At 67.5% G+C, this 23,287-nt stretch carries 23 protein-coding genes; 12 read left to right on the top strand and 11 right to left on the bottom strand.

Translation table 11 applies throughout. The features are described 5' to 3' along the window. Positions 1–378 precede the first annotated feature (378 nt). A complete protein-coding gene (locus WJ16_RS28760) occupies positions 379–1,059 on the top strand; it encodes a LuxR C-terminal-related transcriptional regulator (RefSeq protein ID WP_069261199.1) in 681 nt (226 codons plus the stop codon). Positions 1,060–1,084: 25 nt separating this feature from the next. Here the strand turns inward: WJ16_RS28760 and WJ16_RS28755 are convergent, their stop codons facing one another. Beyond that, entirely contained in the window at positions 1,085–2,641 is a 1,557-nt protein-coding gene (locus tag WJ16_RS28755; protein WP_069260384.1) for a methyl-accepting chemotaxis protein, read from the bottom strand. A gap of 252 nt (positions 2,642–2,893) precedes the next feature. Here WJ16_RS28755 and panE point away from each other — a divergent pair, with 252 nt between their 5' ends. The 8 genes from panE (at position 2,894) to WJ16_RS28715 (ending at position 12,133) form a co-directional block, all read left to right on the top strand. Next, a complete protein-coding gene (panE, locus tag WJ16_RS28750) occupies positions 2,894–3,841 on the top strand; it encodes a 2-dehydropantoate 2-reductase (RefSeq protein ID WP_069260383.1) in 948 nt (315 codons plus the stop codon). A 229-nt stretch (positions 3,842–4,070) separates the two neighbouring features. Next, the gene (locus WJ16_RS28745) at positions 4,071–5,030 is read left to right on the top strand and encodes an AraC family transcriptional regulator (RefSeq protein WP_069260382.1); all 960 of its coding nucleotides are present in this window, start codon (positions 4,071–4,073) and stop codon (positions 5,028–5,030) included. Between the two features lie 119 nt (positions 5,031–5,149). After that, on the top strand, positions 5,150–6,091 hold the full coding sequence (locus tag WJ16_RS28740) for a substrate-binding domain-containing protein (protein WP_069260381.1): 942 nt from the start codon (positions 5,150–5,152) through the stop codon (positions 6,089–6,091). Positions 6,092–6,153: 62 nt separating this feature from the next. Continuing rightward, entirely contained in the window at positions 6,154–7,674 is a 1,521-nt protein-coding gene (locus WJ16_RS28735; RefSeq protein WP_069261198.1) for a sugar ABC transporter ATP-binding protein, read from the top strand. Continuing rightward, positions 7,661–8,671, top strand: coding sequence for an ABC transporter permease (locus tag WJ16_RS28730; RefSeq protein ID WP_069260380.1), 1,011 nt, complete (start codon positions 7,661–7,663; stop codon positions 8,669–8,671). Before WJ16_RS28735 ends, WJ16_RS28730 begins: the two co-directional genes overlap by 14 nt. 46 nt (positions 8,672–8,717) lie before the next feature. Then, positions 8,718–9,806: an alcohol dehydrogenase catalytic domain-containing protein gene (locus WJ16_RS28725; RefSeq protein ID WP_069260379.1), complete on the top strand. Its 1,089-nt coding sequence runs from the start codon at positions 8,718–8,720 to the stop codon at positions 9,804–9,806. A gap of 24 nt (positions 9,807–9,830) precedes the next feature. Continuing rightward, entirely contained in the window at positions 9,831–11,378 is a 1,548-nt protein-coding gene (locus WJ16_RS28720) for an FGGY-family carbohydrate kinase (RefSeq protein WP_069260378.1), read from the top strand. Further along, positions 11,375–12,133, top strand: a complete 759-nt coding sequence (locus WJ16_RS28715) for an SDR family oxidoreductase (protein WP_069260377.1) — start codon at positions 11,375–11,377, stop codon at positions 12,131–12,133. The genes WJ16_RS28720 and WJ16_RS28715 overlap by 4 nt, the downstream gene beginning before the upstream one ends. Positions 12,134–12,544: 411 nt before the next feature. Here the strand turns inward: WJ16_RS28715 and WJ16_RS28710 are convergent, their stop codons facing one another. The 7 genes from WJ16_RS28710 to WJ16_RS28680 form a co-directional block, all read right to left on the bottom strand. Further along, entirely contained in the window at positions 12,545–13,129 is a 585-nt protein-coding gene (locus WJ16_RS28710; protein ID WP_069260376.1) for a nucleotidyltransferase family protein, read from the bottom strand. 102 nt (positions 13,130–13,231) lie between these two features. Beyond that, entirely contained in the window at positions 13,232–13,753 is a 522-nt protein-coding gene (locus WJ16_RS28705) for a M15 family metallopeptidase (RefSeq protein ID WP_236858343.1), read from the bottom strand. A 307-nt stretch (positions 13,754–14,060) separates the two neighbouring features. Further along, positions 14,061–14,456 (bottom strand): type II toxin-antitoxin system VapC family toxin, encoded by a 396-nt coding sequence (locus WJ16_RS28700; protein ID WP_069261196.1) that lies wholly within the window; start codon positions 14,454–14,456, stop codon positions 14,061–14,063. Beyond that, positions 14,453–14,692, bottom strand: a complete 240-nt coding sequence (locus WJ16_RS28695; RefSeq protein WP_084636128.1) for a type II toxin-antitoxin system Phd/YefM family antitoxin — start codon at positions 14,690–14,692, stop codon at positions 14,453–14,455. The genes WJ16_RS28700 and WJ16_RS28695 overlap by 4 nt, the downstream gene beginning before the upstream one ends. 346 nt (positions 14,693–15,038) lie before the next feature. Beyond that, on the bottom strand, positions 15,039–15,722 hold the full coding sequence (locus WJ16_RS28690; protein WP_069260375.1) for a Fe2+-dependent dioxygenase: 684 nt from the start codon (positions 15,720–15,722) through the stop codon (positions 15,039–15,041). Continuing rightward, positions 15,719–16,480 carry a tetratricopeptide repeat protein gene (locus WJ16_RS28685; RefSeq protein ID WP_069260374.1) on the bottom strand — a complete coding sequence of 254 codons (762 nt, stop codon included), beginning with the start codon at positions 16,478–16,480 and terminating at the stop codon, positions 15,719–15,721. Before WJ16_RS28685 ends, WJ16_RS28690 begins: the two co-directional genes overlap by 4 nt. Before the next feature lie 3 nt (positions 16,481–16,483). After that, positions 16,484–18,730: a TonB-dependent receptor gene (locus tag WJ16_RS28680; protein ID WP_069261194.1), complete on the bottom strand. Its 2,247-nt coding sequence runs from the start codon at positions 18,728–18,730 to the stop codon at positions 16,484–16,486. 302 nt (positions 18,731–19,032) lie between these two features. Here WJ16_RS28680 and WJ16_RS28675 point away from each other — a divergent pair, with 302 nt between their 5' ends. Beyond that, positions 19,033–19,272, top strand: a complete 240-nt coding sequence (locus WJ16_RS28675) for a FitA-like ribbon-helix-helix domain-containing protein (protein ID WP_069261193.1) — start codon at positions 19,033–19,035, stop codon at positions 19,270–19,272. Then, on the top strand, positions 19,269–19,688 hold the full coding sequence (locus WJ16_RS28670; protein ID WP_069260373.1) for a type II toxin-antitoxin system VapC family toxin: 420 nt from the start codon (positions 19,269–19,271) through the stop codon (positions 19,686–19,688). The genes WJ16_RS28675 and WJ16_RS28670 overlap by 4 nt, the downstream gene beginning before the upstream one ends. A gap of 111 nt (positions 19,689–19,799) precedes the next feature. On the opposite strand, the gene WJ16_RS28665 is transcribed toward WJ16_RS28670, so the two are convergent. Beyond that, a complete protein-coding gene (locus WJ16_RS28665; RefSeq protein WP_069260372.1) occupies positions 19,800–21,095 on the bottom strand; it encodes an aspartate carbamoyltransferase in 1,296 nt (431 codons plus the stop codon). 234 nt (positions 21,096–21,329) lie between these two features. Here WJ16_RS28665 and WJ16_RS28660 point away from each other — a divergent pair, with 234 nt between their 5' ends. Beyond that, positions 21,330–21,464 carry an entericidin A/B family lipoprotein gene (locus tag WJ16_RS28660; protein ID WP_069261192.1) on the top strand — a complete coding sequence of 45 codons (135 nt, stop codon included), beginning with the start codon at positions 21,330–21,332 and terminating at the stop codon, positions 21,462–21,464. A gap of 96 nt (positions 21,465–21,560) precedes the next feature. On the opposite strand, the gene WJ16_RS28655 is transcribed toward WJ16_RS28660, so the two are convergent. Together WJ16_RS28655 and WJ16_RS28650 are read right to left on the bottom strand one after the other, a co-directional pair. Next, entirely contained in the window at positions 21,561–22,109 is a 549-nt protein-coding gene (locus WJ16_RS28655; protein WP_069260371.1) for a permease, read from the bottom strand. A gap of 202 nt (positions 22,110–22,311) precedes the next feature. Continuing rightward, complete coding sequence (locus WJ16_RS28650; RefSeq protein WP_069261191.1) at positions 22,312–23,280, bottom strand: DMT family transporter; 969 nt, start codon at positions 23,278–23,280, stop codon at positions 22,312–22,314. Positions 23,281–23,287 lie beyond the last annotated feature (7 nt).

Below are 23,287 nucleotides of genomic sequence, written 5' to 3'. Positions count from 1 at the left end.
AGGAAGTCGGGCAGCCGGCCGACGGGCGGCGGCGCGCGGCCGGCATCGGCGCGTCGCTCGCCGCCGGTGGCCCGGCGCGGCATGCAAAGGGGGCAATTTTACCTGCTGGCCGGCCGCGTGGCCCGGACGACCCGCGACGTCGGCCATCCGGCCGATGCTCGCCGCTGCCGATCGTCGTATGTCGGCGTCTCGAACCGACGCAAATATCAAACTCGTATTACGTCCCGGACGGCCGATCCCGATGCCGTCCGATATCCCGACCGCACACGGCTTCATAGAATCGACGTTCAGGATAAAAATATCCTGAACGTCCTTTCAACGCTCAATCGGCCGCGCGCGTTTCGCGTCGCGCGGCCGATGATTCACCAGGAACCGTGCATGAGGAAATTCAATGTTCGTGTGGTTGTCGCGTACGACTGGCCGTTGACGCTGGCCGGGATCGAGCAGGTCGCGGGCAGCGGCTGTGCGATCGAGCTCGTCGCGGTCTACCGGAGTGCGGCCGAACTGGTCGCGTCGCTCGGCGGCGTCGACTGCGACGTCGTGCTGGTCGACTATGCGACGCCCGGAGACGAGCGGATGGACGGTCTCGCGCTGTTCGACTGGCTGCGGCGCATGCGTCCGAACGTCAGGGTCGTCACGCTGGTCGCGAACGAGAATCCGCTGATCTTCGGATCGATCCTCGCGATCGGCGGCGTGAGCATCGTCAGCAAGTTCGACGAGGTCGGCCATATCGTCACGGCCATTCATTCGAGCTACAGCGGCGGGCGCTACCTGTCGCCGCTCGTCAGGCGCGCGGTCGACGCGATCGGCGAGCGCAGCGAAGTGCCCGTGAAGCTGTCGGCGCGCGAGATCGAGGTCATTCGCCTGTATCTGTCGGGCGTGCCGATCAAGACGATCGCGCAGCGCCTGAGCAAGGGCAAGCAGACGGTCAGCGCGCAGAAGATCAGCGCGATGAGGAAGCTCGGCGCGAACAACGACGTCGAGCTGATCCAGCGCGCGGCGGGGCTCGGGCTGGGCACCGGCGCCGCCGCGGCATCGAGGCCCGGCGGCGCCGCGTGAGCGGGCGCGCGCCGGGCGGCCGCCGTCACGCGGGCGGCAGCGCGAAGCGCGTCACCGCGTCGCGCAACGCCTCGGCCTGGTCGCGCAGCGAATGCGCGGCGGCCGCGGCCTCTTCGACGAGCGCCGCGTTCTGCTGCGTGACCTGATCCATCTCGCCCACCGCGCGATTGACCTGCTCGATCCCGGCGCTCTGTTCGCGCGACGCATGGCTGATTTCGTCGAGGATTTCGTTTACGCGCCGTACCGACTGCACGATCTCGGCCATCGTTTCGCCGGCGTTCGTGACGAGCGTCGCGCCTTGCTCGACGGTCTCGTTCGACGACACGATCAGCGACTTGATTTCCTTCGCGGCCGTCGCCGAGCGCTGCGCGAGCGAGCGCACTTCGGCCGCGACCACCGCGAAGCCGCGGCCCTGTTCGCCCGCACGCGCGGCCTCGACGGCCGCGTTCAGCGCGAGGATGTTGGTCTGGAACGCGATTCCGTCGATCACGCCGATGATGTCGCCGATCTTGTGCGAGCGGTCGGTGATTTCGTTCATCGTGCGCACGACGTCGTCGACCACCGCGCTGCCGCGCGTCGCGACCTGCGCGGCCTGGCTCGCGAGCGACGCGGCCTGCGCGGCGCTGTCCGCGTTCTGCTTCACGTTCGCGGTCATCTGGTCCATGCTCGACGCCGTCTGCACGAGCGCGGCCGCCTGTTCCTCGGTGCGCTGCGACAGGTCCGTGTTGCCGGACGCGATCTCGCTCGCGCCGACGTTGATGTTCTCGGTGCCCGTCCGCACGCGCGACACCATGTCGATCAGCCCGCTCTGCATCGTATGCAGCGCGTGCAGCAGGCTGCCGCGATCGTCGTGCTTCACGGCGACGTGCGCGGTCAGGTCGCCCTGCGCGATGCGCTGCGCGGCGTCGAGCGCCACTTCCAGCTCGCCGCCGAGGTTCGCGCGCACGCTCTTCAGCACCAGCACCATCACGGCGGTCGCGATCCCGCCGAGCACGGCCGTCATCGCGAGCCAGCGGCCGATGCTTTCGAGCACGGCCGAGCGCACGTCGTTCATGTACATGCCGGTCACGAGATACCAGTCCCACGGCGCGAAGCGCTGCACGGCGCTGGTCTTTTCCTGCGGCTTGTCGGCGCCCGGCTTCGGCCACAGATACTCGACGAAGCCCTTGCCGCCGTCCGCGTTGCCGGCCTTCACGATCTCGACGAACAGGTGCTTGCCATTCGGATCGGCGAAATTCGACACGTCCTTGCCGTTGAGCTCGGTCTTGATCGGATGCATCACGATCACCGGCTTCGAGTCGTTGATCGAGATGTAGCCGTCGGCGCCGTGGCGCATCGCGGCGATCGCCTCGAGCGCCTTCTGCTTCGCGTCTGCTTCCGGCAGCGCGTTCTGCTGCGACAGCTTGTAGAAATGGTCGGTCACGCTCGCGGCCTGCGCGACCAGCGACGCGAGCTGGTCGCGGCGGTCCGCGATCATCGACGCGCGCGTCTGCCATGCGCCGAGCCCGGCAATCACGAGCAGGCCGAGCCAGAGAATGACGATCATCGAAGCGAGTTTCTGATTCAGGGAAAGTTGGCGCATGGTGTGAGGTCGGTCAGTCGGTCGTGGAAGCTCGCCGGAGCGGCGTGACGGGATAAGTGTCTTGACGGCGCCGCGCGGGCATCGCCGTAGACGGGTTATCCCTAGGAACCGGTACCGTTGCCGGTGCCGCCCACGTCGAAACGGGTATCTATGCATATGCATAACGCGCATCGCTATACTGTCGGGGCGATCGCGTGCGCGCCGCGTTCGGCGTGGCGGCGCGACGGCGAATGAAACCGAAAGGAGGCAACGATGCGAATTCTGGTGGTAGGGGCCGGCGCGGTCGGCGGGTACTTCGGCGGCCGGCTGGCCGCGGCGGGGCGCGACGTGACGTTCCTGGTGCGCGACGGCCGCGCGGCCGCGCTCGCGCGCGACGGGCTGCTGATCCGCAGCCCGCGCGGCGACCTGACGCTCGCGAACGTGCAGACCGTGCGCGCGGGCGATGCCGGCGCCGGCGTCGCGCCGTTCGACCTCGTGCTGTTGAGCTGCAAGGCGTACAGCCTCGACGATGCGATTCGCTCGTTCGCGCCGTTCGTCGGCCCGCAGACGCTGATCCTGCCGATGCTCAACGGCATGCGCCATCTCGACGTGCTGCGCGAGCGCTTCGGCGCCGCGCAGGTGCTCGGCGGGCTGTGCGTTATCGCGGCGACGCTCGATCGCGAGCAGCGCATCGTGCACCTGAACGACACGCACGGGGTCACCTTCGGCGAACTCGCGGGCGGCGAATCGCCGCGCGTGCGCGCGCTGGCCGACGTGCTCGGCGGCGCGGGGTTCGATGCGACGCTCAGCGACGACGTGGCCGCGCGGATGTGGGAAAAGTGGGTGTTCCTCGCGACGCTCGCCGCGAGCACGTCGCTGTTTCGCGGCTCGGTGGGCGACATTCTCGCCGCGCCGGACGGCCGCCGCCTGCTCGAGACGATGCTCGCCGAATGCAGCGCGATCGCCGAACACAACGGCCACCGGCCCGAACCGGCGGCGATCGAGCGGATGCAGAAGATGGTGCTGACGCCGTCGCCGCTGACCGCGTCGATGCTGCGCGACGTCGAGAATCATGCGCGCGTCGAAGCCGATCACGTGATCGGCGACCTGCTCGCGCGCCGCGACCCGCAGTCGGCCGATGCGCTGTCGCTGCTGCGGATCGCGTACAACCACCTGAAGGCGTACGAAGTACGTACCGCGCGCGAGCACGCGGGCGCATGAGCGCCGGCGCGCGCGGCCGCCCGGCCTTTGCGCGCTGCACAAATTTGCCGTCCGGCGCCGTTTGCGGCCGGAATGCGCAAAAAAGTATCGGAAATCAGGCGTAAAGTTGGTGGAGCCGCGCGCTCGATCGACCTACATTGCTTCCCATGCGACCGGCCGCGTCGCCGCGTGAAACGCGCGGCGCAGCCGACGAGGCCGGCCGACGAGACATGGGAATGGAGACGCCAACATGATGCACCCCGATCTGGAAGTGGTCGACGTGCGACGCGACGAGTCGTTCAAGGTGTGGTCGCACGGCTATCCGTATCGCACGATCCGCTGGCACTTCCACCCCGAATTCGAACTGCACCTGATCGTCGCGACCCGCGGCAAGTATTTCGTCGGCGACCACATCGGCTCGTTCGGCCCCGGCCATCTCGTGCTGCTCGGCCCGAACCTGCCGCACAACTGGGTCAGCGACATGGCCGAAGGCGAGACCGTCGAACGCCGCAATCTCGTGATCCAGTTCGATCCCGCGTTCGTGCGCCGCTGCATGGACGCGTTTCCCGAATGCCGCGACGCGCAGGCGCTGCTCGACGATGCGCGGCGCGGCGTCGGTTTCGACGCGGCAACCAGCGCCGCGATCGCGCCGCTGTTCGACGAACTGCTGACGGCGCGCGGCATGCGCCGCATCGCGCTGTTCATGACGATCCTCGAACGCCTTTGCGGCGCGGCCGAACGCACGCTGCTCGCGAGCCCCGCGTACGATCAGGCCGACGTCACGCCCACGCGGCTCAGCCATGCGCTGTCTTACATCGGCAAGAACCTTGCGTCCGACCTGCGCGAATCCGAACTCGCGCAACTGACCGGGCAGAGCGTCAGCGCGTTTTCGCGCGCGTTCCATCGCCATACGGGCATGCCGTTCGTCCAGTACGTGAATCGTCTGCGGATCGAATCCGCGTGCCAGATGCTGCTCGCCGACGACGCGAGCATCACCGACATCTGCTTCCAGGCCGGCTTCAACAACGTGTCGAACTTCAACCGCCAGTTCCGCGCGCTGAAGGGGATGGCGCCGTCCGAATTCCGCGCGCTGCAACGCCTGAACGCGCGCAGCCGAGACCTGGCGCTGCATGCGGCGCCCACCGGCAATCCGCTGCCGCCGCGCGTCGTCACGCCCGGCGTGCCGGCGCTCGCGCCGCAGCCGGGATGATCGCCGGGCCGCGGCCCGCCTGAATTTTTCCACCCCGTTTTACCCAGCCGATCGCGCCGTTCACGTCGCGAGGGGCGCATTCACCCACGAAAAAGCCGCACACGATTGGAGACACCGTCATGACGCACGCCTCATCCGCTTCATTCCCTCGTCGCGCCGCCCGCATCGCGGCCGTTGCCGCGCTCGCCGTTGCGGCGCTGTTGCCCGCCGCCGCGCACGCCGCGCCGTTGCGCATCGGCATGACGTTCCAGGAGCTGAACAACCCGTATTTCGTGACGATGCAGAAGGCGCTGAACGACGCGGCCGCGTCGATCGGCGCGCAGGTCGTCGTCACCGACGCGCATCACGACGTCAGCAAGCAGGTGAGCGACGTCGAGGACATGCTGCAGAAGAAGATCGACATCCTGCTCGTGAACCCGACCGATTCGACCGGCATCCAGTCGGCGATCACGCAGGCGAAGAAAGCCGGCGCGGTGGTCGTGGCCGTCGACGCGAACGCGAACGGCCCGGTCGATTCGTTCGTGGGCTCGAAGAACTACGACGCGGGCGTGATGTCGTGCGACTACCTCGCGAAAGCGATCGGCGGCAGCGGCGAGGTCGCGATCCTCGACGGCATTCCGGTCGTGCCGATTCTCGAACGCGTGCGCGGCTGCAAGGCGGGGCTCGCGAAATACCCGAACGTGAAGCTGGTCGACACGCAGAACGGCAAGCAGGAGCGCGCGAGCGCGCTGTCGGTCACCGAAAACATGATCTCCGCGCATCCGAACCTGAAGGGCATCTTCAGCGTGAACGACGGCGGCTCTATGGGCGCGCTCGCCGCGATCGAGGGCTCCGGCAAGGACATCAAGCTGACGAGCGTCGACGGTGCGCCCGAGGCGATCGCCGCGATCCAGAAGCCGAATTCGAAGTTCATCGAGACGACCGCGCAGTTCCCGGCCGACCAGGTGCGCATCGCGCTCGGCATCGCGATCGCGCGCAAGTGGGGCGCGACGGTGCCGAAGGCGATCCCGGTCGACGTGAAGGTCGTCGATCGCGGCAATGCGAAGGGCTTCAGCTGGTGAACGACGTGCGATGCGACGCGAAGGGCGGCGGCGCGGCCGGCGCCCCTCGTACGGAGAAGCCGATGGACACGATACTCAGGCTCAGCCACATCACGAAAAGCTTTCCGGGCGTGAAGGCGCTGTCCGACATTCATCTGCAGATCGTACGCGGCGAGATTCACGCGCTGCTCGGCGAGAACGGCGCGGGCAAGTCGACGCTGATGAAGATTCTGTGCGGCATTCATCAGCCGGATACTGGCACGATCGAGATCGACGGCGCGCCACGTCGTTTCGCGGACTATCGCGACGCGGTCGCGGCGGGCGTCGGCATCGTGTTCCAGGAGTTCAGCCTGATTCCGCACCTCGACGCCGTCGACAACCTGTTCCTCGGCCGCGAACTGTGCAATCGCTGGGGCGCGCGCGATCGCAGGCGGATGCGCGACGCGGCGGCCCGGATCTTCGCGCGGCTCGGCGTCGCGATCGATCTCGATGCGCCGATCCGCACGCTGTCGGTCGCGCAGCAGCAGTTCGTCGAGATCGGTAAGGCGCTGTCGCTCGACGCGCGCATCCTGATCCTCGACGAACCGACCGCGACGCTCACGCCGGCCGAGGCCGAACACCTGTTCGCGATCATGCGGGAGCTGAAGCGGCAGGGCGTCGCGATGATCTTCATCTCGCACCACCTCGACGAGATCTTCGCGGTGTGCGATCGCATCACGGTGCTGCGCGACGGCCAGTACGTGGCGACGACCGACGTCGCGCACACCGACGTCGAGCAACTGGTGCGGATGATGGTCGGCCGCCGGATCGAAAGCAGCTTTCCGCCGAAGCCGGCGCGTGCGGCCGATGCGCCGCGGGTGCTGGAGGTCGACGCGCTGCAGATCGAGCGCGGCGGCCCGGTGAACCGCTTCACGCTGCATGCCGGCGAAATCCTCGGGTTCGCCGGGCTGGTCGGCTCGGGCCGCACCGAGACCGCGCTCGCGGTGATCGGCGCGACGCGCGCGCATCGCAAGGACGTGCGGGTGCGCGGCGCGGCCGCGAAGCTCGCCGACCCGGCCGACGCGCTGCGCGCGGGCATCGGCATCCTGCCGGAGAGCCGCAAGACGGAAGGGCTCGTCACGTCGTTCTCGATCCGCGACAACATTTCGCTGAACAACCTCGGCAAGTACCGGTCGATGCGCTGGCTGATCGACCGCCGCGGCGAGGCGCGCACGACGCACGACGTGATGCGGCGCGTCGGCGTGAAGGCGCCGTCGATCCACACCGAGGTCGCGACGCTGTCCGGCGGCAACCAGCAGAAGGTCGTGATCGCGCGCTGGCTGAACCATCACACGTCGGTGCTGATCTTCGACGAGCCGACGCGCGGCATCGACGTCGGCGCGAAAGCCGAAATCTACGGGCTGATGCGCGAACTCACCGCGCGCGGCTACGCCATCATCATGATCTCGTCCGAACTGCCGGAGATCGTCGGCATGTGCGATCGCGTCGCCGTGTTCCGGCAGGGCCGCATCGAGGCGACGCTCGAAGGCGACGAGATCGATCCCGACACGGTCATGACCTATGCCACGGCCGGCACGCGAGGAGCGACCCATGAACCTGCCTGATTCTTCTTCCACGCCTTCCACGACGCTCGCGGCCGACGGAAACGGCGCCGCACCGCCGCCGCGCGCGATGTGGGCGCAGTTGCGCCGCTCGACGCTGTTCTATCCGCTCGTCGGCCTTGTCGTCGTGTGCATCGCGATGATGATCGCGAGCCCGAGCTTCCTGTCCGCCGCGAACCTCGAGAACGTGCTGCGGCAGGTGTCGATCAACGCGATCATCGCGGTCGGCATGACCTGCGTGATCCTGACCGGCGGGATCGACCTGTCGGTCGGCTCGGTGATGGCGCTGTCGGGCACGCTCGCGGCCGGGCTGATGGTCGCGGGCGTCAACGCGGCGGCCGCGCTCGCGATCGGCATTGCGGTCGGCCTCGGCTTCGGCTTCCTGAACGGCGTGTTCGTCGCGTTCGCGGGGATGCCGCCGATCATCGTCACGCTCGCGACGATGGGCATCGCGCGCGGCCTCGCGCTGATCTACACGGGCGGCTACCCGATCGACGGCTTGCCCGACTGGGTCGCGTTCTTCGGCAGCGGCAAGGTGCTCGGCATTCAGGCGCCGGTTCTGATCATGCTCGCGGTCTACGCGATCGCGTGGCTGCTGCTCGACCGGATGCCGTTCGGCCGCTACGTGTATGCGATCGGCGGCAACGAACAGGCGACGCGGCTCACCGGCGTGCGCGTCGCGCGCGTGAAGCTGATCGTCTACACGCTGGCCGGGCTCACGTCGGCGCTCGCCGCGATCGTGCTGACCGGACGGCTGATGAGCGGGCAGCCGAACGCGGGCGTGGGCTTCGAGCTCGACGCGATCGCGGCCGTCGTGATGGGCGGCACGTCGATCTCGGGCGGGCGCGGCGCGATCCTCGGCACGCTGGTCGGCGCGCTGCTGCTCGGCGTGCTCAACAACGGGCTGAACATGATCGGCGTGAACCCGTATGTGCAGAACGTGATCAAGGGCGGAATCATCCTGCTCGCGATCTATATCAGCCGGGAACGGTCGCGGTAACGACCGATTCATCGGCAATCCATATCATCCACGAAAGAGACAACCCATGACGACACCCGAAGCCCCGCCGCGGATGACCGCGGTCGTCTGCCACGGCCCCGAGGACTATCGCGTCGAACAGGTCGCGAAGCCGCGCCCCGGCGCGAACGAGCTCGTGATCCGCATTGCCGCATGCGGAATCTGCGCGAGCGACTGCAAGTGCTATACGGGCGCGAAGATGTTCTGGGGCGGCCCGAGCCCGTGGGTGAAGGCGCCCGTGATACCCGGCCACGAATTCTTCGGCTACGTCGAAGCGCTCGGCGAAGGCGCGGCCGAGCACTTCGGCGTGGCGCTCGGCGACCGCGTGATCGCCGAGCAGATCGTGCCGTGCGGCAAGTGCCGCTATTGCAAGTCGGGCCAGTACTGGATGTGCGAAGTGCACAACATCTTCGGCTTCCAGCGCGAGGTCGCGGACGGCGGCATGGCCGAATACATGCGCATTCCGCCGACCGCGATCGTCCACCGGATTCCGCTCGGCGTGTCGCTCGAGGATGCGGCGATCATCGAGCCGCTGTCGTGCGCGATCCACACGGTGAACCGCGGCGACGTCCAGCTCGACGACGTGGTCGTGATCGCGGGCGCGGGCCCGCTCGGGCTGATGATGACGCAGGTCGCGCACCTGAAGACGCCGAAGAAGCTGGTCGTGATCGACCTGATCGACGAGCGGCTCGAACTGGCGCGCGAGTACGGCGCCGACGTGACGATCAACCCGAAGCGCGACGATGCGCGCGAGATCGTCAGGTCGCTCACCGACGGCTACGGCTGCGACGTCTACATCGAGACGACCGGCGCGCCGGTCGGCGTGAGCCAGGGGCTCGACCTGATCCGCAAGCTCGGCCGCTTCGTCGAATTCAGCGTGTTCGGCGAGGACGCGACCGTCGACTGGTCGATCATCGGCGATCGCAAGGAGCTCGACGTGCGCGGCGCGCACCTGGGGCCCTACTGTTACCCGATCGCGATCGATTTGCTCGCGCGCGGGCTCGTCACGTCGAAAGGCATCGTCACGCACGATTTCGCGCTCGAGGACTGGGACGACGCGATCCGCGTCGCGAAATCGCCCGAATCGATCAAGGTGCTGCTGAAGCCGGCGAACTGACGGTTGCGCCTCACCGGAGACATCATGGACTACGTCATAGGCGTCGACATCGGCACGCAGAGCACCAAGGCGCTGCTGGTCGACCGGCACGGCACGATCGTCGCGCGGCGCTCGGCCGGCTACCAGCCCGATACGCCGCGCCCGCTATGGGCCGAGCAATGGCCGCAGGTGTGGTTCGATGCCGTGCTCGCGTGCATCGCGGGCTGCGTGAGCGATGCGCGCGCGCGGGGCGTGCCGGCCGACGCGATTCGCGCGGTGTGCGTCGGCAGCCTGTACGGCGGCTCGGGCATTCCGGTGGACAGCGACATGCGGCCGCTTCATCCGTGCCTGATCTGGATGGACCGGCGCGCGACCGCGGAAGTCGACTGGGTCAACGCGAACGTGAACGTCGAGCGGCTGCGCGTGATCACCGGCAACGGTGTCGACAGCTATTACGGCTTCACGAAAATGCTGTGGCTGCGCGGCCAGCGGCCCGACGTGTGGGCGAACGTGCGCTATTTCCTGCCGCCGAACGCGTACGTGATCTATCTGCTGACCGGCGAGGTCGCGGTCGATCACAGCTCGGCAGGCAACATCGGCGGCGTGTACGACGTCGCGCGCCGCGAGTGGTCCGACGACGCGCTCGACATGCTCGGCATTCCGGCGACGATGATGCCCGAGCGGCTCGTCGAATCGACGGACGTCGTCGGCGGGCTGCTGTCGCAATGGACGGAGCAACTCGGGCTGCCGGCGGGCACGCCCGTCGTCGCGGGCGGCGTCGATGCGGCCGTCGCGACCTTCGCGGCCGGCGCGACGCGCACGGGGCAGCATGTCGCGATGATCGGTACCAGCATGTGCTGGGGCTACGTGAGCCGGCACGTCGATGCGCGTCACGGGCTCGTCAGCATGCCGCACGTGTTCAACGGGCAGCGCGACCTGTACGTGTTCGGCGGGGCGATCACGGCAGGCGCGTCGGTTGCCTGGTTTCGCGACCAGTTCTGTCAGGCCGAAATCGATGCGGCGCGCCTGCTGCCGCACGGCGACCCGCATGCGCTGCTCGAGGAGGCGGCTGAAAGCGTGCCGCCGGGCGCCGACGGCGTGCTGTTCCTGCCGTACCTGATGGGCGAACGCAGCCCCGTGTGGGACGCGAAGGCGAGCGGCGCGTTCGTCGGGCTGAGCCTCGCGCATACGCGCGCGCACCTGTATCGCGCGGTGCTCGAAGGCGTCGCGTTCGCGTTGCGGCACAACATCGAGGCCGGGCGCCGCGGTGCGACGGCGCTCGACGACCGGCTGATCGTCGTCGGGGGCGCCGCGCATTCGGCGCTGTGGATGCAGATCATCGCGGACGTGACGGGCTTCCCGGTGTGGACGATCGAGCAGGACGTCGAAGCCGCGATGGGCGCCGCGCTGCTCGCGGGCGTCGGCGCCGGGCTCGTGTCGCACGACGACGCGCAGCGCGGATGGGTCACGCTCGTCGAGCGCGCGCGGCCCGATGCCGAACGCGCGAAAGCCTATGCGGCGCGCTTTGCGCTTTATACGGCGCTGTATCCGGCGCTCCAACCGATCATGCACGGGTTGCACACGCCATCATGAAGACACGATTCGATTTCAGCGGTTCGCGGGTGCTCGTCACGGGCGCGTCGAGCGGGATCGGGCGCGCGTGCGCGGTCGCGCTCGTGCAGGCCGGCGCGCAGGTCGTCGCGGCGGGGCGCGACACGGCTGCGCTCGACGCGCTGGCCGGCGAGACCGGATGCGAGACGCTGCGCCTGGATGTCGGCGCAGACGAGCAGGCGATCGACGCGGGGATCGGCGCATACGATGGGTTCGACGGCCTCGTGAACTGTGCGGGGATCGCATCGCTCGAAGCGGCGCTCGACGTGAGCGCCGCGCATTTCGATCGCGTGATGGCCGTCAACGCGCGCGGCGCGGCGCTCGTCGCGCGGGCCGTCGCGCGGAAGATGATCGCGCGTGACGCACGCGGCGTCGCGCACGCGCGGGGCAGCATCGTCAACGTATCGAGCCAGGCCGCGCTCGTCGGCCTGCCCGCGCATCTGAGCTATTGCGCGTCGAAGGCGGCGATGGACGCGATCACGCGCGTGCTGTGCATCGAACTCGGGCCGCACGGCATTCGTGTGAACAGCGTGAACCCGACCGTCACGCTCACGCCGATGGCGCAGTTCGCGTGGAGCGAACCGGAAAAGCGTGCGCCGATGCTGGCCGCGATTCCGCTCGGCCGATTTGCGGAGCCGGACGAGGTCGTCGAGCCGATCCTGTTCTTGCTGAGCGATGCGGCGTCGATGGTCAGCGGTGTTTCGCTGCCGATCGACGGGGGGTATACGGCGCGCTAGACGACGGCGTGCGGAGACGGCGCGTGGCCGGAACCGGCGGCGAGTGCGCGGCGCTGCCGCGTTGCCGCTAGACCGGGTCCTTGCTCGGCGGTCCGTCCGGCTGCTGCGGGTTGTCGTGATGGCCGGGCGGCGACCACAGGGGGTCGTCTTCCGGGTCGCGGTTCGGGTCGGCAGGGGGCTCGGGCGTCGGGGTCGTGTGGTCGCTCATGGAGAACTCGCGCAGTGCGTGACGGCGGTGGCGCGGCGGGTGCGCCTCGTCTCCGTTATAGCCAATCGGGCGTGCGTTTGCTGCGGGATTCTTGCAGCGGGTGGTCCGGCGTCTGCGCAATCCGTGCGGGGGCGGCTTTCTTGCGGATATCTGCCTCGCGGAAGCGGCGCATGCGTTGCAGTATGCGCTTCGCGCGCGCCCGTTCAGCGCAAATCCGCCGGCGTATCGACGTCGCGCACGATGCCGGGATCGTCGACGTCGAGCAGCCTGACCGGTGCGCTGGCGAACAGCGCTCGGGCGCCCGTGTCGCCGTCGAGGGCGGCGAGCGCATCGAAGTGGTGCGCGGCGAACCCGACCGGATGGCCGCGCACGCCGCGATGCGCGGGCGCGACGATCGATGCGTCGTCGGCGTCGAGCGCGCGTGTGACGGTTTCGTAGGTGGAAGCCGCAATCCACGGCATGTCGCCGAGCGCGACGAGCCAGCCGTTCGCGTCGGGCGTCGCGCGCACGCCGGCGGCGAGGCTCGCGCCCATGCCGCGCTCGGCGTCGGGTGCGTAGACGACGTGGCAGCCGGCTTCGTTCAGCAGCATCGCGAGTTTTTCGGCACCGGGACGCACGACCGCGATCACGTCGGCCGTGGCCGCCGCCAGATGGCGGGCGGCCGCGACCGCCACCGGCGTGCCGTCGGGAAGCAGCGCGAGGAGTTTGCTGTGCAGGCCGCTCGGATCGAAGCGTTGACCGAGGCCGCCGGCGAGCAGGACGCCGGTGGCGAGTGACGCATAGGGCATCGGCGCGGAGGGAATGAGACAGGTGCTGCGATTGTGCGGGAGCACACGGGGATCGGCAAGTGCGGATGTTACCGGGACGGGCGCATTTCGTCGGAAAGAATGTCAGCGCGCGGCTTCGTCGAGCATGTTTTCCTCGACGGGGCCGTAGATCGCGTGCGATTGATCGTGCATGACGGCCCAATAGCGGTCGCCGAATGACCAATGCCACCATTCCGACGGGTAATTCGTGAGGCCGGCGCCCGTCAACGCGGCGATCAGCACCTGGCGATTGCGGGCGGCTGCGCGGCTGATGAACGGGTTGTGCGTGTAGCACGCGCCGGACGATTCCTGGTCGGTGGCGTCGAGCACGCAGCCCATGTCGAGTTCGGTGCCTTCCGCCGACATCAGCGTCAGGTCGACGGCCGCACCCGTCGGATGGGCGGCGACTTCCGGCGGCGCGACGTAGTGGCTCGCGAGGGCGATCAGTGTGTGTTCGTCCGGCAGCGGATTCAGCGTCTGGCGCAGGTGCGCGAGGTGCCCGGCGAAGTAGTGGCGCTGCAAGGCCGGCGGACGATAGCCCTCCTTCACGTAGAGGCGCAGGCCGTCGGGCAGCGCGTGCGCGGCGGCGACCAGCCGTTGCGCCACGCCACGACGCACTTTCAGGAAATGCGGGCTTTTGCCTGGGGCGTTGCGGGGATTGAGGTCGACGGCGATGCGGTCATGGAAACCTTCGAGATCGACAAACCCTTCGTGCGATTCCAGCAGGGCGATCGACCGGACAACGGGATCGGAGAGCGATATCACGATAGCGGACGAACTGGCGCGATGACGGTTGCGGGCCGCGCGCCGGCGCCGAGGCGGGCCGGCCGAGGTCGTTTTTGTCAGATGAATCGCCAATATGCCAGAGTCCGGCAGCGTATGCGCAGCCGTTGCGCCCTCGGGCGGATGACGCTCACCAGAGCGTCTTGACGTGCGCGTAGGCGCGGATTTTTTCGTCGCGGGTGACGAGCGGCGCGCCGAGACGCCGTGCGGTCGCGACGATCATGCGATCGGCCGGGTCCTTGTGGAACGTGCCGGGCAGGTCGGTGGATTTCGCGGCGATGTCGGCGTCGACGGGCACGAAGCGCATGCCGTCGATCTGCGCGACGGTGGCGAGCCACGCGTCGACATCCATCGTCAGCGCAAGACGCTCGTTGCGCACCAGCATCGCAATCTCCCATGCGGAAATCGCTGATGCCGCGAGCGCGCCTTCGCTGCGCGCGCGATCGATCGCGCTTTTCGCCTTCTTGCTGAGCGACGAATCGCCCGCCACCCACCACACCAATGCATGCGTATCCAGCACGATCACCGCGACGCCTCCCAATCATCTTCCGCAATCGGATCGAGAGGATTGTCGTAGCGCATGACCGAACCGCGCAATATCTCCAACGGCTGAGCGTCGCGTGCGTGGTAGGGCCGGATTTCGAGCGTCGGCTTGCCGTGATCGGTGACGATCAGGCTTTCTCCGGACGCTTCGACGAGCCGGAAGTATTCGAGTGCGCGGGCCTTGAATTCGGATTTCGATACGGGAGCGTGCGGCATCATGATATGAGCATGGTCATTTGACGATGGTCATTTTAGTCATCGATGACGGTACGGTGCAAGCTCGGGGCGCGGGCAGTGTCACGCGTTGGGATGCCTATTCGCCCACTTCGTCAGATGGTTGTGATGGATCGCCACCCTTGAGCGGTGACTTGTTTCGACCAAGTTCCGCGCTTGGCCTCTGCGCTGATACGCAAACCAGCGAATCCGTCGATCGGCTCGTCAGTACCCGTGAACCATACGCCGGATTTTGTTCGCATCAAATTTCATTTCCACCCCCAAATTACCTACGCCTTGGCTTGGGTTGGAGTGATCCTCACGTCGCTATGACGAACGCCTGCATCAGGCGCTACGCATCCGCCCACTTCCTCAACAAGTTGTGATAAATCCCGGTGAGCGAAATGACCATCGGATCCTTCGCCCCTTTCTCGGCGGAAAGCGTCTGAATCTGCGTATCCAGCTGAAACAGAAGCGTGCGGTCGCCATCGTCGCGCACCATGCTCTGAATCCAGAAGAACGACGCGACACGCTCGCCGCGCGTCACCGGCGTCACCCGATGCAGGCTCGATGCCGGATACAGCACGAGATCGCCCGCCGGCAGCTTCGCGCGATGCGTACCGTACGTATCCTCGACGCACAGCTCGCCGCCGTCATACGCATCGGGTTCTTCGAGAAACAGCGTCGCCGACAGATCGCTGCGCACGCGGAAATCCGTGCCGCGCAGCAGCCGGATCGCGTTGTCGACATGCGTGTCGAACGTCTCGCCGCCTTCATAGCGATTGAACAGCGGCGGAAACACCTTCAGCGGCAGCGCGGCCGAAAAGAACAGCGCGTTGCGCGCGAGCGCATCCTGAATCGCATCGCCGACCGCGCGCGCGGCGGGCGAGTGCTCCGGCAACTGCCGGTTGCGCTTCGCGAGCGCCGATTGCGCACCGGACGTTGCGTTGCCGTCGACCCATTCGGCGGCATCGAGCAGTTCGCGGCATTGCGCGACCTGCGTGCTGGTCAGTACGCCGGGGATATGAAGCATCATGTTGCGGATTCCATGGCCGGGGTGTGCGGCCGCAGTTGCAGCGCCGCCGCACGAAATGCGTCGATCGGCGACGATGCGAGATACGCGACCATCTTCGCGACGAACGCGGGCGTCGCGCTGGCCGGCACATGCGCGAGCCATTCGAGTGCCTCGTCGATGTGCCCGCGTTCGCCAAGCAGTCGTGCGTAATTGAACTGGCCGCGGAAGTCGCCGGCAACCGCGGCGCGACGATAGTGGTCGAACGCGGCGTCGGTGTCGACCGGTACGACCCAGCCATCCTCGTAGAAACCGCCGATCAGGTTGATCGACTTCGCATGGCCGAGCGCGGCCGCGCGGCGAAACCAGTCGAGCGCGTCGGCGCGGTTCTCGTCGACGCCGTTGCCGAGCGCGAGCGCCGTCGCGTAGTTGTACATGCCCCAGTCGAGCCCCGCCTGCGCGGCGAGCCGGTACCAGTACACGGCGACCGGTGCGCACGCGGCCGTGCCCCAGCCGAACTCGTAGCAGCGGCCGAGCATGTTCATCGCCATCGGGTGGGCGGCGCGCGCCGCATGCCGGAACCAGTTGAACGCGGCCGCCGGATCGCGCGCGACGCCATGCCCGTCGAGCAGGTATTGCCCGTAGACGGCCTGCGCATCGACGATGCCATTGTCGGCCGCCGCCGCGACCCACGCGGCGGCGCGCTCGGGCGGCCCGGCCAGGATGTCCGCGAACTCGCGCGGCGACACCGACGCGAGCGCCTTCAGCGACACGGCCTCCATCGATCAGTAGCGCGCGTTCAGCGTGACGAACGCCGAGCGGCCCGGTGCGATCGACGCATAGTGCGCCGGATACGCCTGGTCGAAGTAGGTGCGGTTGAACAGGTTGTTCACGTTCAGCTGCAGGTCGAGCTTCTTGTTGATCCGGTACTGCGCCATCGCATCGAAGCGCCAGTACGACGGCACCGCGCGCAGGTTCGCGGGATCGCCGAACACTTCCGACATGTAGAACGCGCCGCCGCCGACGGTGAATTTCGGCGTCACGTCGTAGTTCGACCACATCGTGAAGCTGTGCTTCGGCGTGTTCGGGAAGCGGTTGCCGTTGTTCGCGATGTCCTTGCCGTTGTCGCGCAACTCGCTCTTCATGTACGTATAGCCGCCGAACACCTGCCACTGCTTGGTGATCTGGCCGGCGACGCCGAGCTCGAGACCCTGCACGCGCTTGTTGCCCACCATTGCGTACTGGTTGTTCGGCAGCGTCACGCGCGCGTTCGTCGTGTCGATCTGGAACAGCGCGCCGGTGAGCGACAGCTTGTCGTTCAGCACGTTCCACTTCGTGCCGAGCTCGATGCTGCGGTTCTTTTCCGGCGACAGTTGATCGGCGTTCGAGCCGACGCCGCCGCGTCCCGGCGTGAGCGACTGCGTTTCGCTGCCTTCGCCGAGCAGCATGCCGGCCGGCGTCGACGACGTCGCATACGACGCGTAGATGCTGCCGTTCTGCGCCGGTTTGAACACGAGGCCGGCCTGCCAGTTCACGAGCGTGTCGTCGCGCGTGTAGGTCTTGCCACCGTTGGCCTGGGTGTCGGTGAAGCGGGTCGAGTAGTCGTCGACGCGCACGCCGGCGTTGACCTGCCAGCGCGGCGTGATCTCGATCGTGTCGAAGCCGTAGATCGACTTCGTCGTGGTGCGCGCATGCGCGTAGTCGTTGTTGCGCGTGATCGAACCGGCCCACGGATCGTTCGGATTCGGCGACCATAGGCTCGTGCAGTTGTAACCCGACGCGGTGCCGATCCCTTGCTGGCAGATCTTGCCGGTGCCGGTCGCGACCGTGTACGAATCGCGCTTGCCCCATTCGCGCGACAGCTCGATGCCGGTCGTGAAGCTGTGCTTGAACGGGCCGGTGCGGAATTCGCCGAACAGCTCGGTCAGGTTCGCGATGCTGTTGATCGAGCTGTCGCGGTTGTTGTTGCGGCGCCAGACCTTGCCGTTCACCACGTTGCCCTGGCTGTCGTCCGGCTGCGTCCAGATGTAGTCCTGCGTGGATTCCGTGTAGCGCGTGGTGTTGCGGACCGTCAGCGACGACGTGATGTCGTGCTCGATCCTGATCGTGCTGATGTCCGACGTGGTCTTGCGGAAGTCGCGGTCGATCAGGCCGTAGAAGTTGTGGCGATCGACGGGCGCCGGATAGATCGTGCCGACGTTCGCGGGCTTGTTCGACGTCGTGTAGAAGTACGGGATGCCGCCGTCCGGCATGTCGTCCGTCGACAGGTGGTAGTAGCTCGCGGTCACGCGCGTCGGCGTGCCGAGGCCGAACGCGATCGACGGCGCGACGCCCCAACGCTCGTTGTTGACCGCGTCGCGGCCGGCGACGTCGTTGTTGTGGCTCATCAGGTTCAGGCGGAACGCGGCGTGATCGGCGAACTGCCAGTTGCCGTCGGCCGTGAAGCGGCGATAGCGGTCGGTGCCGAGGCCCGCGCTCGCGGCGGCGGTGGTGCCGAGATGCGGGGCCTTCGTGATCAGGTTGATGCTGCCGCCCGCGCCGCCGCGGCCGCCGAATGCGCCGTCGGAACCCTTGGTGATCTCGATGCGTTCGGTGTTGAAGATCTCGCGCGTGGTGGCGCCCGTGTCGCGCATGCCGTCGACGAACATGCTGCCCTGCGTGTCGTAGCCGCGGATGAACGGACGATCGCCGAGCGGGTTGCCGCCTTCGCCGGCGCCGAACGTGATGCCGGGCGTGGTGCGCAGCGCTTCGGTCAGCGTCGACGCGCCGCTGTTCCGGATCAGTTCCTGCGGAATCACGGTGACGGATTTCGGGGTATCGACGAGCGGCGCGGTGAATTTCGCGGACGCGGAGAAGTCGGCCTTGTAGCTGTGCTCGGCCTTGCCCTGGACCTCGATCGGTGCGAGATGGCCGTCGGTGCCGGTCGGGGCGGGCGGCGGCGTGCCGTCCGCCGCGAACGCCGGGCTCGCGGCGAGCACGCTGCACAGGGTGGTGAACTTGCCGAGCTTCAGCTCGTCGGGACGTGACTTCATGGTGCGCTTCGACCTCGCGGTGTGGCCCGGGGGCGCTGCGGAAATGTGCATGCCGCCGGGAATTATTACGATTTGTTTTCAGCCGGCATTCTATGTAATTTCAACTTGAATGAGAAGCGTTCTTGTTCTCGTTTGTTGTGGAATTGTTGACGAATGTTGCGGCCCGCGGGGCGGGGCGATGGCCGTTCGGCCAGGTATGACGGGCTTCCGGGGCGGTTTAGAGTGATGGCATCGCGGCTCGCCAGCAATGACAGCAAGGTGATAATATGACTGCATTGAAAGCAATCGTCTCGGGGTGCATCATGCCTGTCATTACCGTTCGGAATTTGCCCGATGAAGTGCATCGGGCGCTTCGGATTCGTGCGGCCCAGCACGGGCGCAGTACCGAAGCGGAAGTGCGTGACATTCTCGAGCAGGCGGTATTGCCGGTCGGTCGGCTGAAGCTGGGAACGCTGCTGGCGGAAATCGGGCGGGAGGCGGGAGGTGTCGATTTCGACGTTCAACGCGACAAGACGCCAACCGGTCCGATGAGCTTCGAATGATTCTGGTCGACACGAACGTCATGTCCGAGCCGCTGCGGCGCGAGCCGAGTGCGGCCGTGATCGAGTGGCTCGATGCGCAGAACGTCGAGACGCTATTCGTTGCCGCGATCAGTCTTGCCGAAATGCGGTCCGGCGTCGCGGCGCTGCCGGAAGGGCGCCGGCGCGACTGGTTGCATCAAAGCATCGAGCAGCGAGTCGTGCCGTTGTTTCGCGGCCGGATCCTGCCGTTCGACGATGCGGCGAGCAAAGCGTATGCGGGTCTTCGCGCGCGGGCCCGGGCTGCGGGCAGTGCGATCGCGCCCGCAGACTGCTTCATTGCCGCGACGGCCGAGGCGAACGGATTGATGATTGCGACGCGCGACGTCGCGCCATTTCAGGCGGTCGGCTTGCGCGTGATCGATCCGTGGGCGTCTTAGGCGCCGATTGCCGCCATGTTTGCCGCGCGCAAAAAATAAAGCGCGCCGGGCAGCCCGGCGCGCTTGCCGTTGAGCGTGGTGCGCCGCGTGGCGCGCCCCGGCTGTTCCTGCTCAATCGACGCCGTGAAACACCGCGTCTTCCGGCCCGAGGTACGCCGGCGGGCGCCACGTCGCGTCGCGCATCGAATGCTGAACGAGGTTCTCGACGCCGAGCAGTACCGCGAAGATCGCCATCCGCACCGGAATCCCGTTGTCGGTCTGGCGGAAGATCGCGAGGCGCGGGTCCCGGTTCAGGTCGACCGACAGGTCGTTCGCGCCGGGCCGGCTGTCGCGCGGCAGCGGGTGCATGATCAACGTGTCAGGTTTGCACACCGTGTCGACGAGCGCCTGGTTGATCTGGAAATCCGGCGTGTAGCCTTCGAACGACTCGTCGGTGAAGCGCTCCTTCTGGATCCGCGTTGCATAGACGACGTCCGCGCCGTGCAGCCCGGCCGCGAGGTCGGTCGTCTGCTCGATCACGTGCCCGTTGGTCGCGATCTGGTCGATGATGTAGGCCGGCATCTCGAGCGTCGGCGGAGACACGAGCGTGAACTTGAGCCCGCGGTACAGCGCGAGCAGCTTCACGAGCGAATGCACGGTGCGGCCGTACTTGAGGTCGCCGACCAGCGCGATGTGCGCGCCGTCGACGATCTTGCCGAGCCGCGAGAATTCGCGCTGGATCGTATAGAGGTCGAGCAGCGCCTGGCTCGGGTGCTCGCCGGGGCCGTCGCCGCCGTTGATCACCGGCAGGTTGGTCGCGCGGGCGAATTCGGCCACGGAGCCTTTCTCCGGATGGCGGATGACCAGCGCGTCGACGTAGCCGGCCATCACGCGGCTCGTGTCGTAGATCGATTCGCCCTTTGCCATCGACGAGAACGTGAAGCCCGTCGTGTCGCACACCGAGCCGCCGAGCCGGCAGAAGGCGGCGCCGAACGAGACGCGCGTACGCGTGCTGGCCTCGAAGAACAGGTTGCCGAGCACCGCGCCTTCCAGCACGCGCGAAATCTTGTGGCGGCGCGCGATCGGCTGCATCACGTCGGCCACGCGGAACAGCGCCTCGACCGAGTCCCGCGAGAACTGGTCGACCGACAGCAGTTGCGGCTTGCCTTCAAAAAAGAACTGCTTCGCGAGCCCCTGGTTGTCTACGCTTTGCGTATATTCACCGCCTTCCGGTGTGGCGCGCTCGACGATTTCCGAGACGAAGCGCTCGACGATCTCGGGCATCCCGCGCGATTCCTGCGAATCGTCGGGCAACAGCCAGGTGTCCAGCGCGCGCCGGCTGACGCCGATGCGATTGGCGAACGCTTCGCGGGTCATGTTGAGGCGGCGCATGGCGTCGCGAAGGAAGGCTTGCTGGGGAACGGTCATCGGCGGCTCCTGACGAAAATATACGCGGTGCGTATATTAGTTCGTGGCGCGTTGAAGTCAAGAAAAATCTGCGCGAACCGGTTGTGGGGCCCAGATGACATGTGGCGGCTTTGTACTGGCGTGCGCGGCGGCCGTCTCCGTATAATCAGGTCAGGCCCCGTGCCCGGCATGTTGCCGGGCGCCATGCCGAACACGATTCGCCCGTCGGGCATGTTGATTCCAAGGAGAATGAGAATGACGCGTACGATTGCTGCAATGCTGCTGGTGGTGACCGCCGCGCTTGCCGGTTGCAACACGGTTGCCGGCGTGGGGCAGGACCTTTCGAAGGGCGGCCAAGCAATCAGCGATACGGCTGAAAAGGCCAAGTAAGCCAGCTGGTTCCGGAATGCCGAAGGCGCCGGGCCGTCCCGCAATCGCGGGGCGGCCCGGCGCCTTTTTTACGGCCCGGATTCGATGCCGGTGGCGTCAGGCGTGCTCGACGAACGCGTAACGGCCGTCGACCTTGCGCGGCGCAAACCAGCCGTAGTCGGGGAACAGGCGGTTGCGGACGAACCACACGTAGCCCACCAGCAAAAGCGTGATCACGAGGCCGGGCAACGCAGTTGCCGGATCGCGCCCGAGTGCGCCGATGGTCTTCGGCAGCTGCAGCAGCGACAGCAGGATGAACGCGTGGTAAGCGCCGACGCGGTTGGTCGCAAAGCCCCAGATGAACAGCAGCGACAGCGGCACGGTCAATGCGAGGAACACGAGCGCCAGGCCACTGCCGGCACCCGTCGCGAAGAAGTAGTACGCGAGCATGACGCTGATCGCGAGCTGGGCGATGCCGAGAGCGATCAGGATCCGGATGTGCACCTTGTTCTTGCGGCAGCGTTCGGGGTCGGGCCGCGACGCGATCAGGTGCGCGAGCACGCGATCCTTGAGCCCCTGTCCGGACAGTTCGGCCAGTGCGTCGGCCTTCCTCGTTCCCGCGGACAGCAGCACCGCGATTCTTGTTTTGGCTTCCTTCCTGTTCATTGCGTGGCGGATTGTTGTTCGTTGGTTGTCAAAGGTCCCGGTCACGCGAATATTGCATCTTGCGGGGTGCGGCGCAACGGTTTTGCGATGCGCGGACACATTCCTACAGTCGCCGGCCGCGCATGGCGCGGACGCGGGGGACGACAGGTCGTGCGGCGGGGTGGCGCCGCCGCCGTTTCGGCAGCGGCACGATGAGCGCAAATCAGTCGGCTGCAGTCGGTGCGGGGCCGGCTGGCCGACCCGGATTCACCGGGTGCGTTTCGGGTGCGCCGGCTGCTCCGGCCGCCGGATCGCGCCGCCGCGTCGCGCCGACGACCACACCCGCGACGACGAGCGCGATGCCCGCGACCCGCGTGCCGCTGAGCGTTTCGCCGAACAGCGCGACCGCGAACAGCACGGCCGAGACCGGCGCGACCGCCGTGAACAGCGCGGCCTCGGTGCCGCTCGTGCGGGCCGAACCCGCATACCAGCACAGGTAGCCGAGCACGGTCGGCACCAGCGCGTAGTACGCGATCGCCGACACCGCGCCGACGGTCCAGCCGGTCGCCGCCGCGTGCCATTCGAACGCGGCCGGCACGAGTGCGAGCACGAAGCCGAGGCCCGACATCGCGGTCGACAGCGCCAGCGGCGGCCACGGCGCGGCAAGCCGCCGGTTGAGCAGGATGAACACCGCTTCGCACGCGACCGCGGCCAGCACCAGCGCGTCGCCGGCGAGCGAGCGGAGCGACGGCATGGCCTGGCCCGGCGCGAACGTGACGAACAGCACACCGGCCGTGGCGAGCGCGGCGGCCATCCAGTCGCGCGGCGTCTGCCGCTCGCGCAGCACGACGGCAGCGATCAGCGTCGACATCGCGGGCAGCGTGCCGAGCATCACGCCCGCATCGAGCGGCGACGACAACTTCGTGCCGCAGATCAGCAGCACCGTGTAACCGACGCCGCCCGCCGCCGCCTGGATGACCAGCAGCATGGCGTCGCGCGTGGAGATGCGTGGCCAGCGCATGCGCTGCGCGCGCATCAGCGCGAACAGCAGCGGCGTCGCGATCAGGAAGCGCAGCGCCGTGGCCGCGAACGGCGGCAGGCCGCCTGCCGCGAGACGGCTCGCGACGACGGTGCTGCCGACACCCGCCATCGCGGCGGCGAGATAGAGATAGCCGATCAGTCGTGTCTTCATGCGCCGC

This window comes from Burkholderia metallica, from assembly GCF_001718555.1.
GTDB lineage: Bacteria > Pseudomonadota > Gammaproteobacteria > Burkholderiales > Burkholderiaceae > Burkholderia > Burkholderia metallica.
This window is presented reverse-complemented; position numbering and strand designations above follow the sequence as displayed.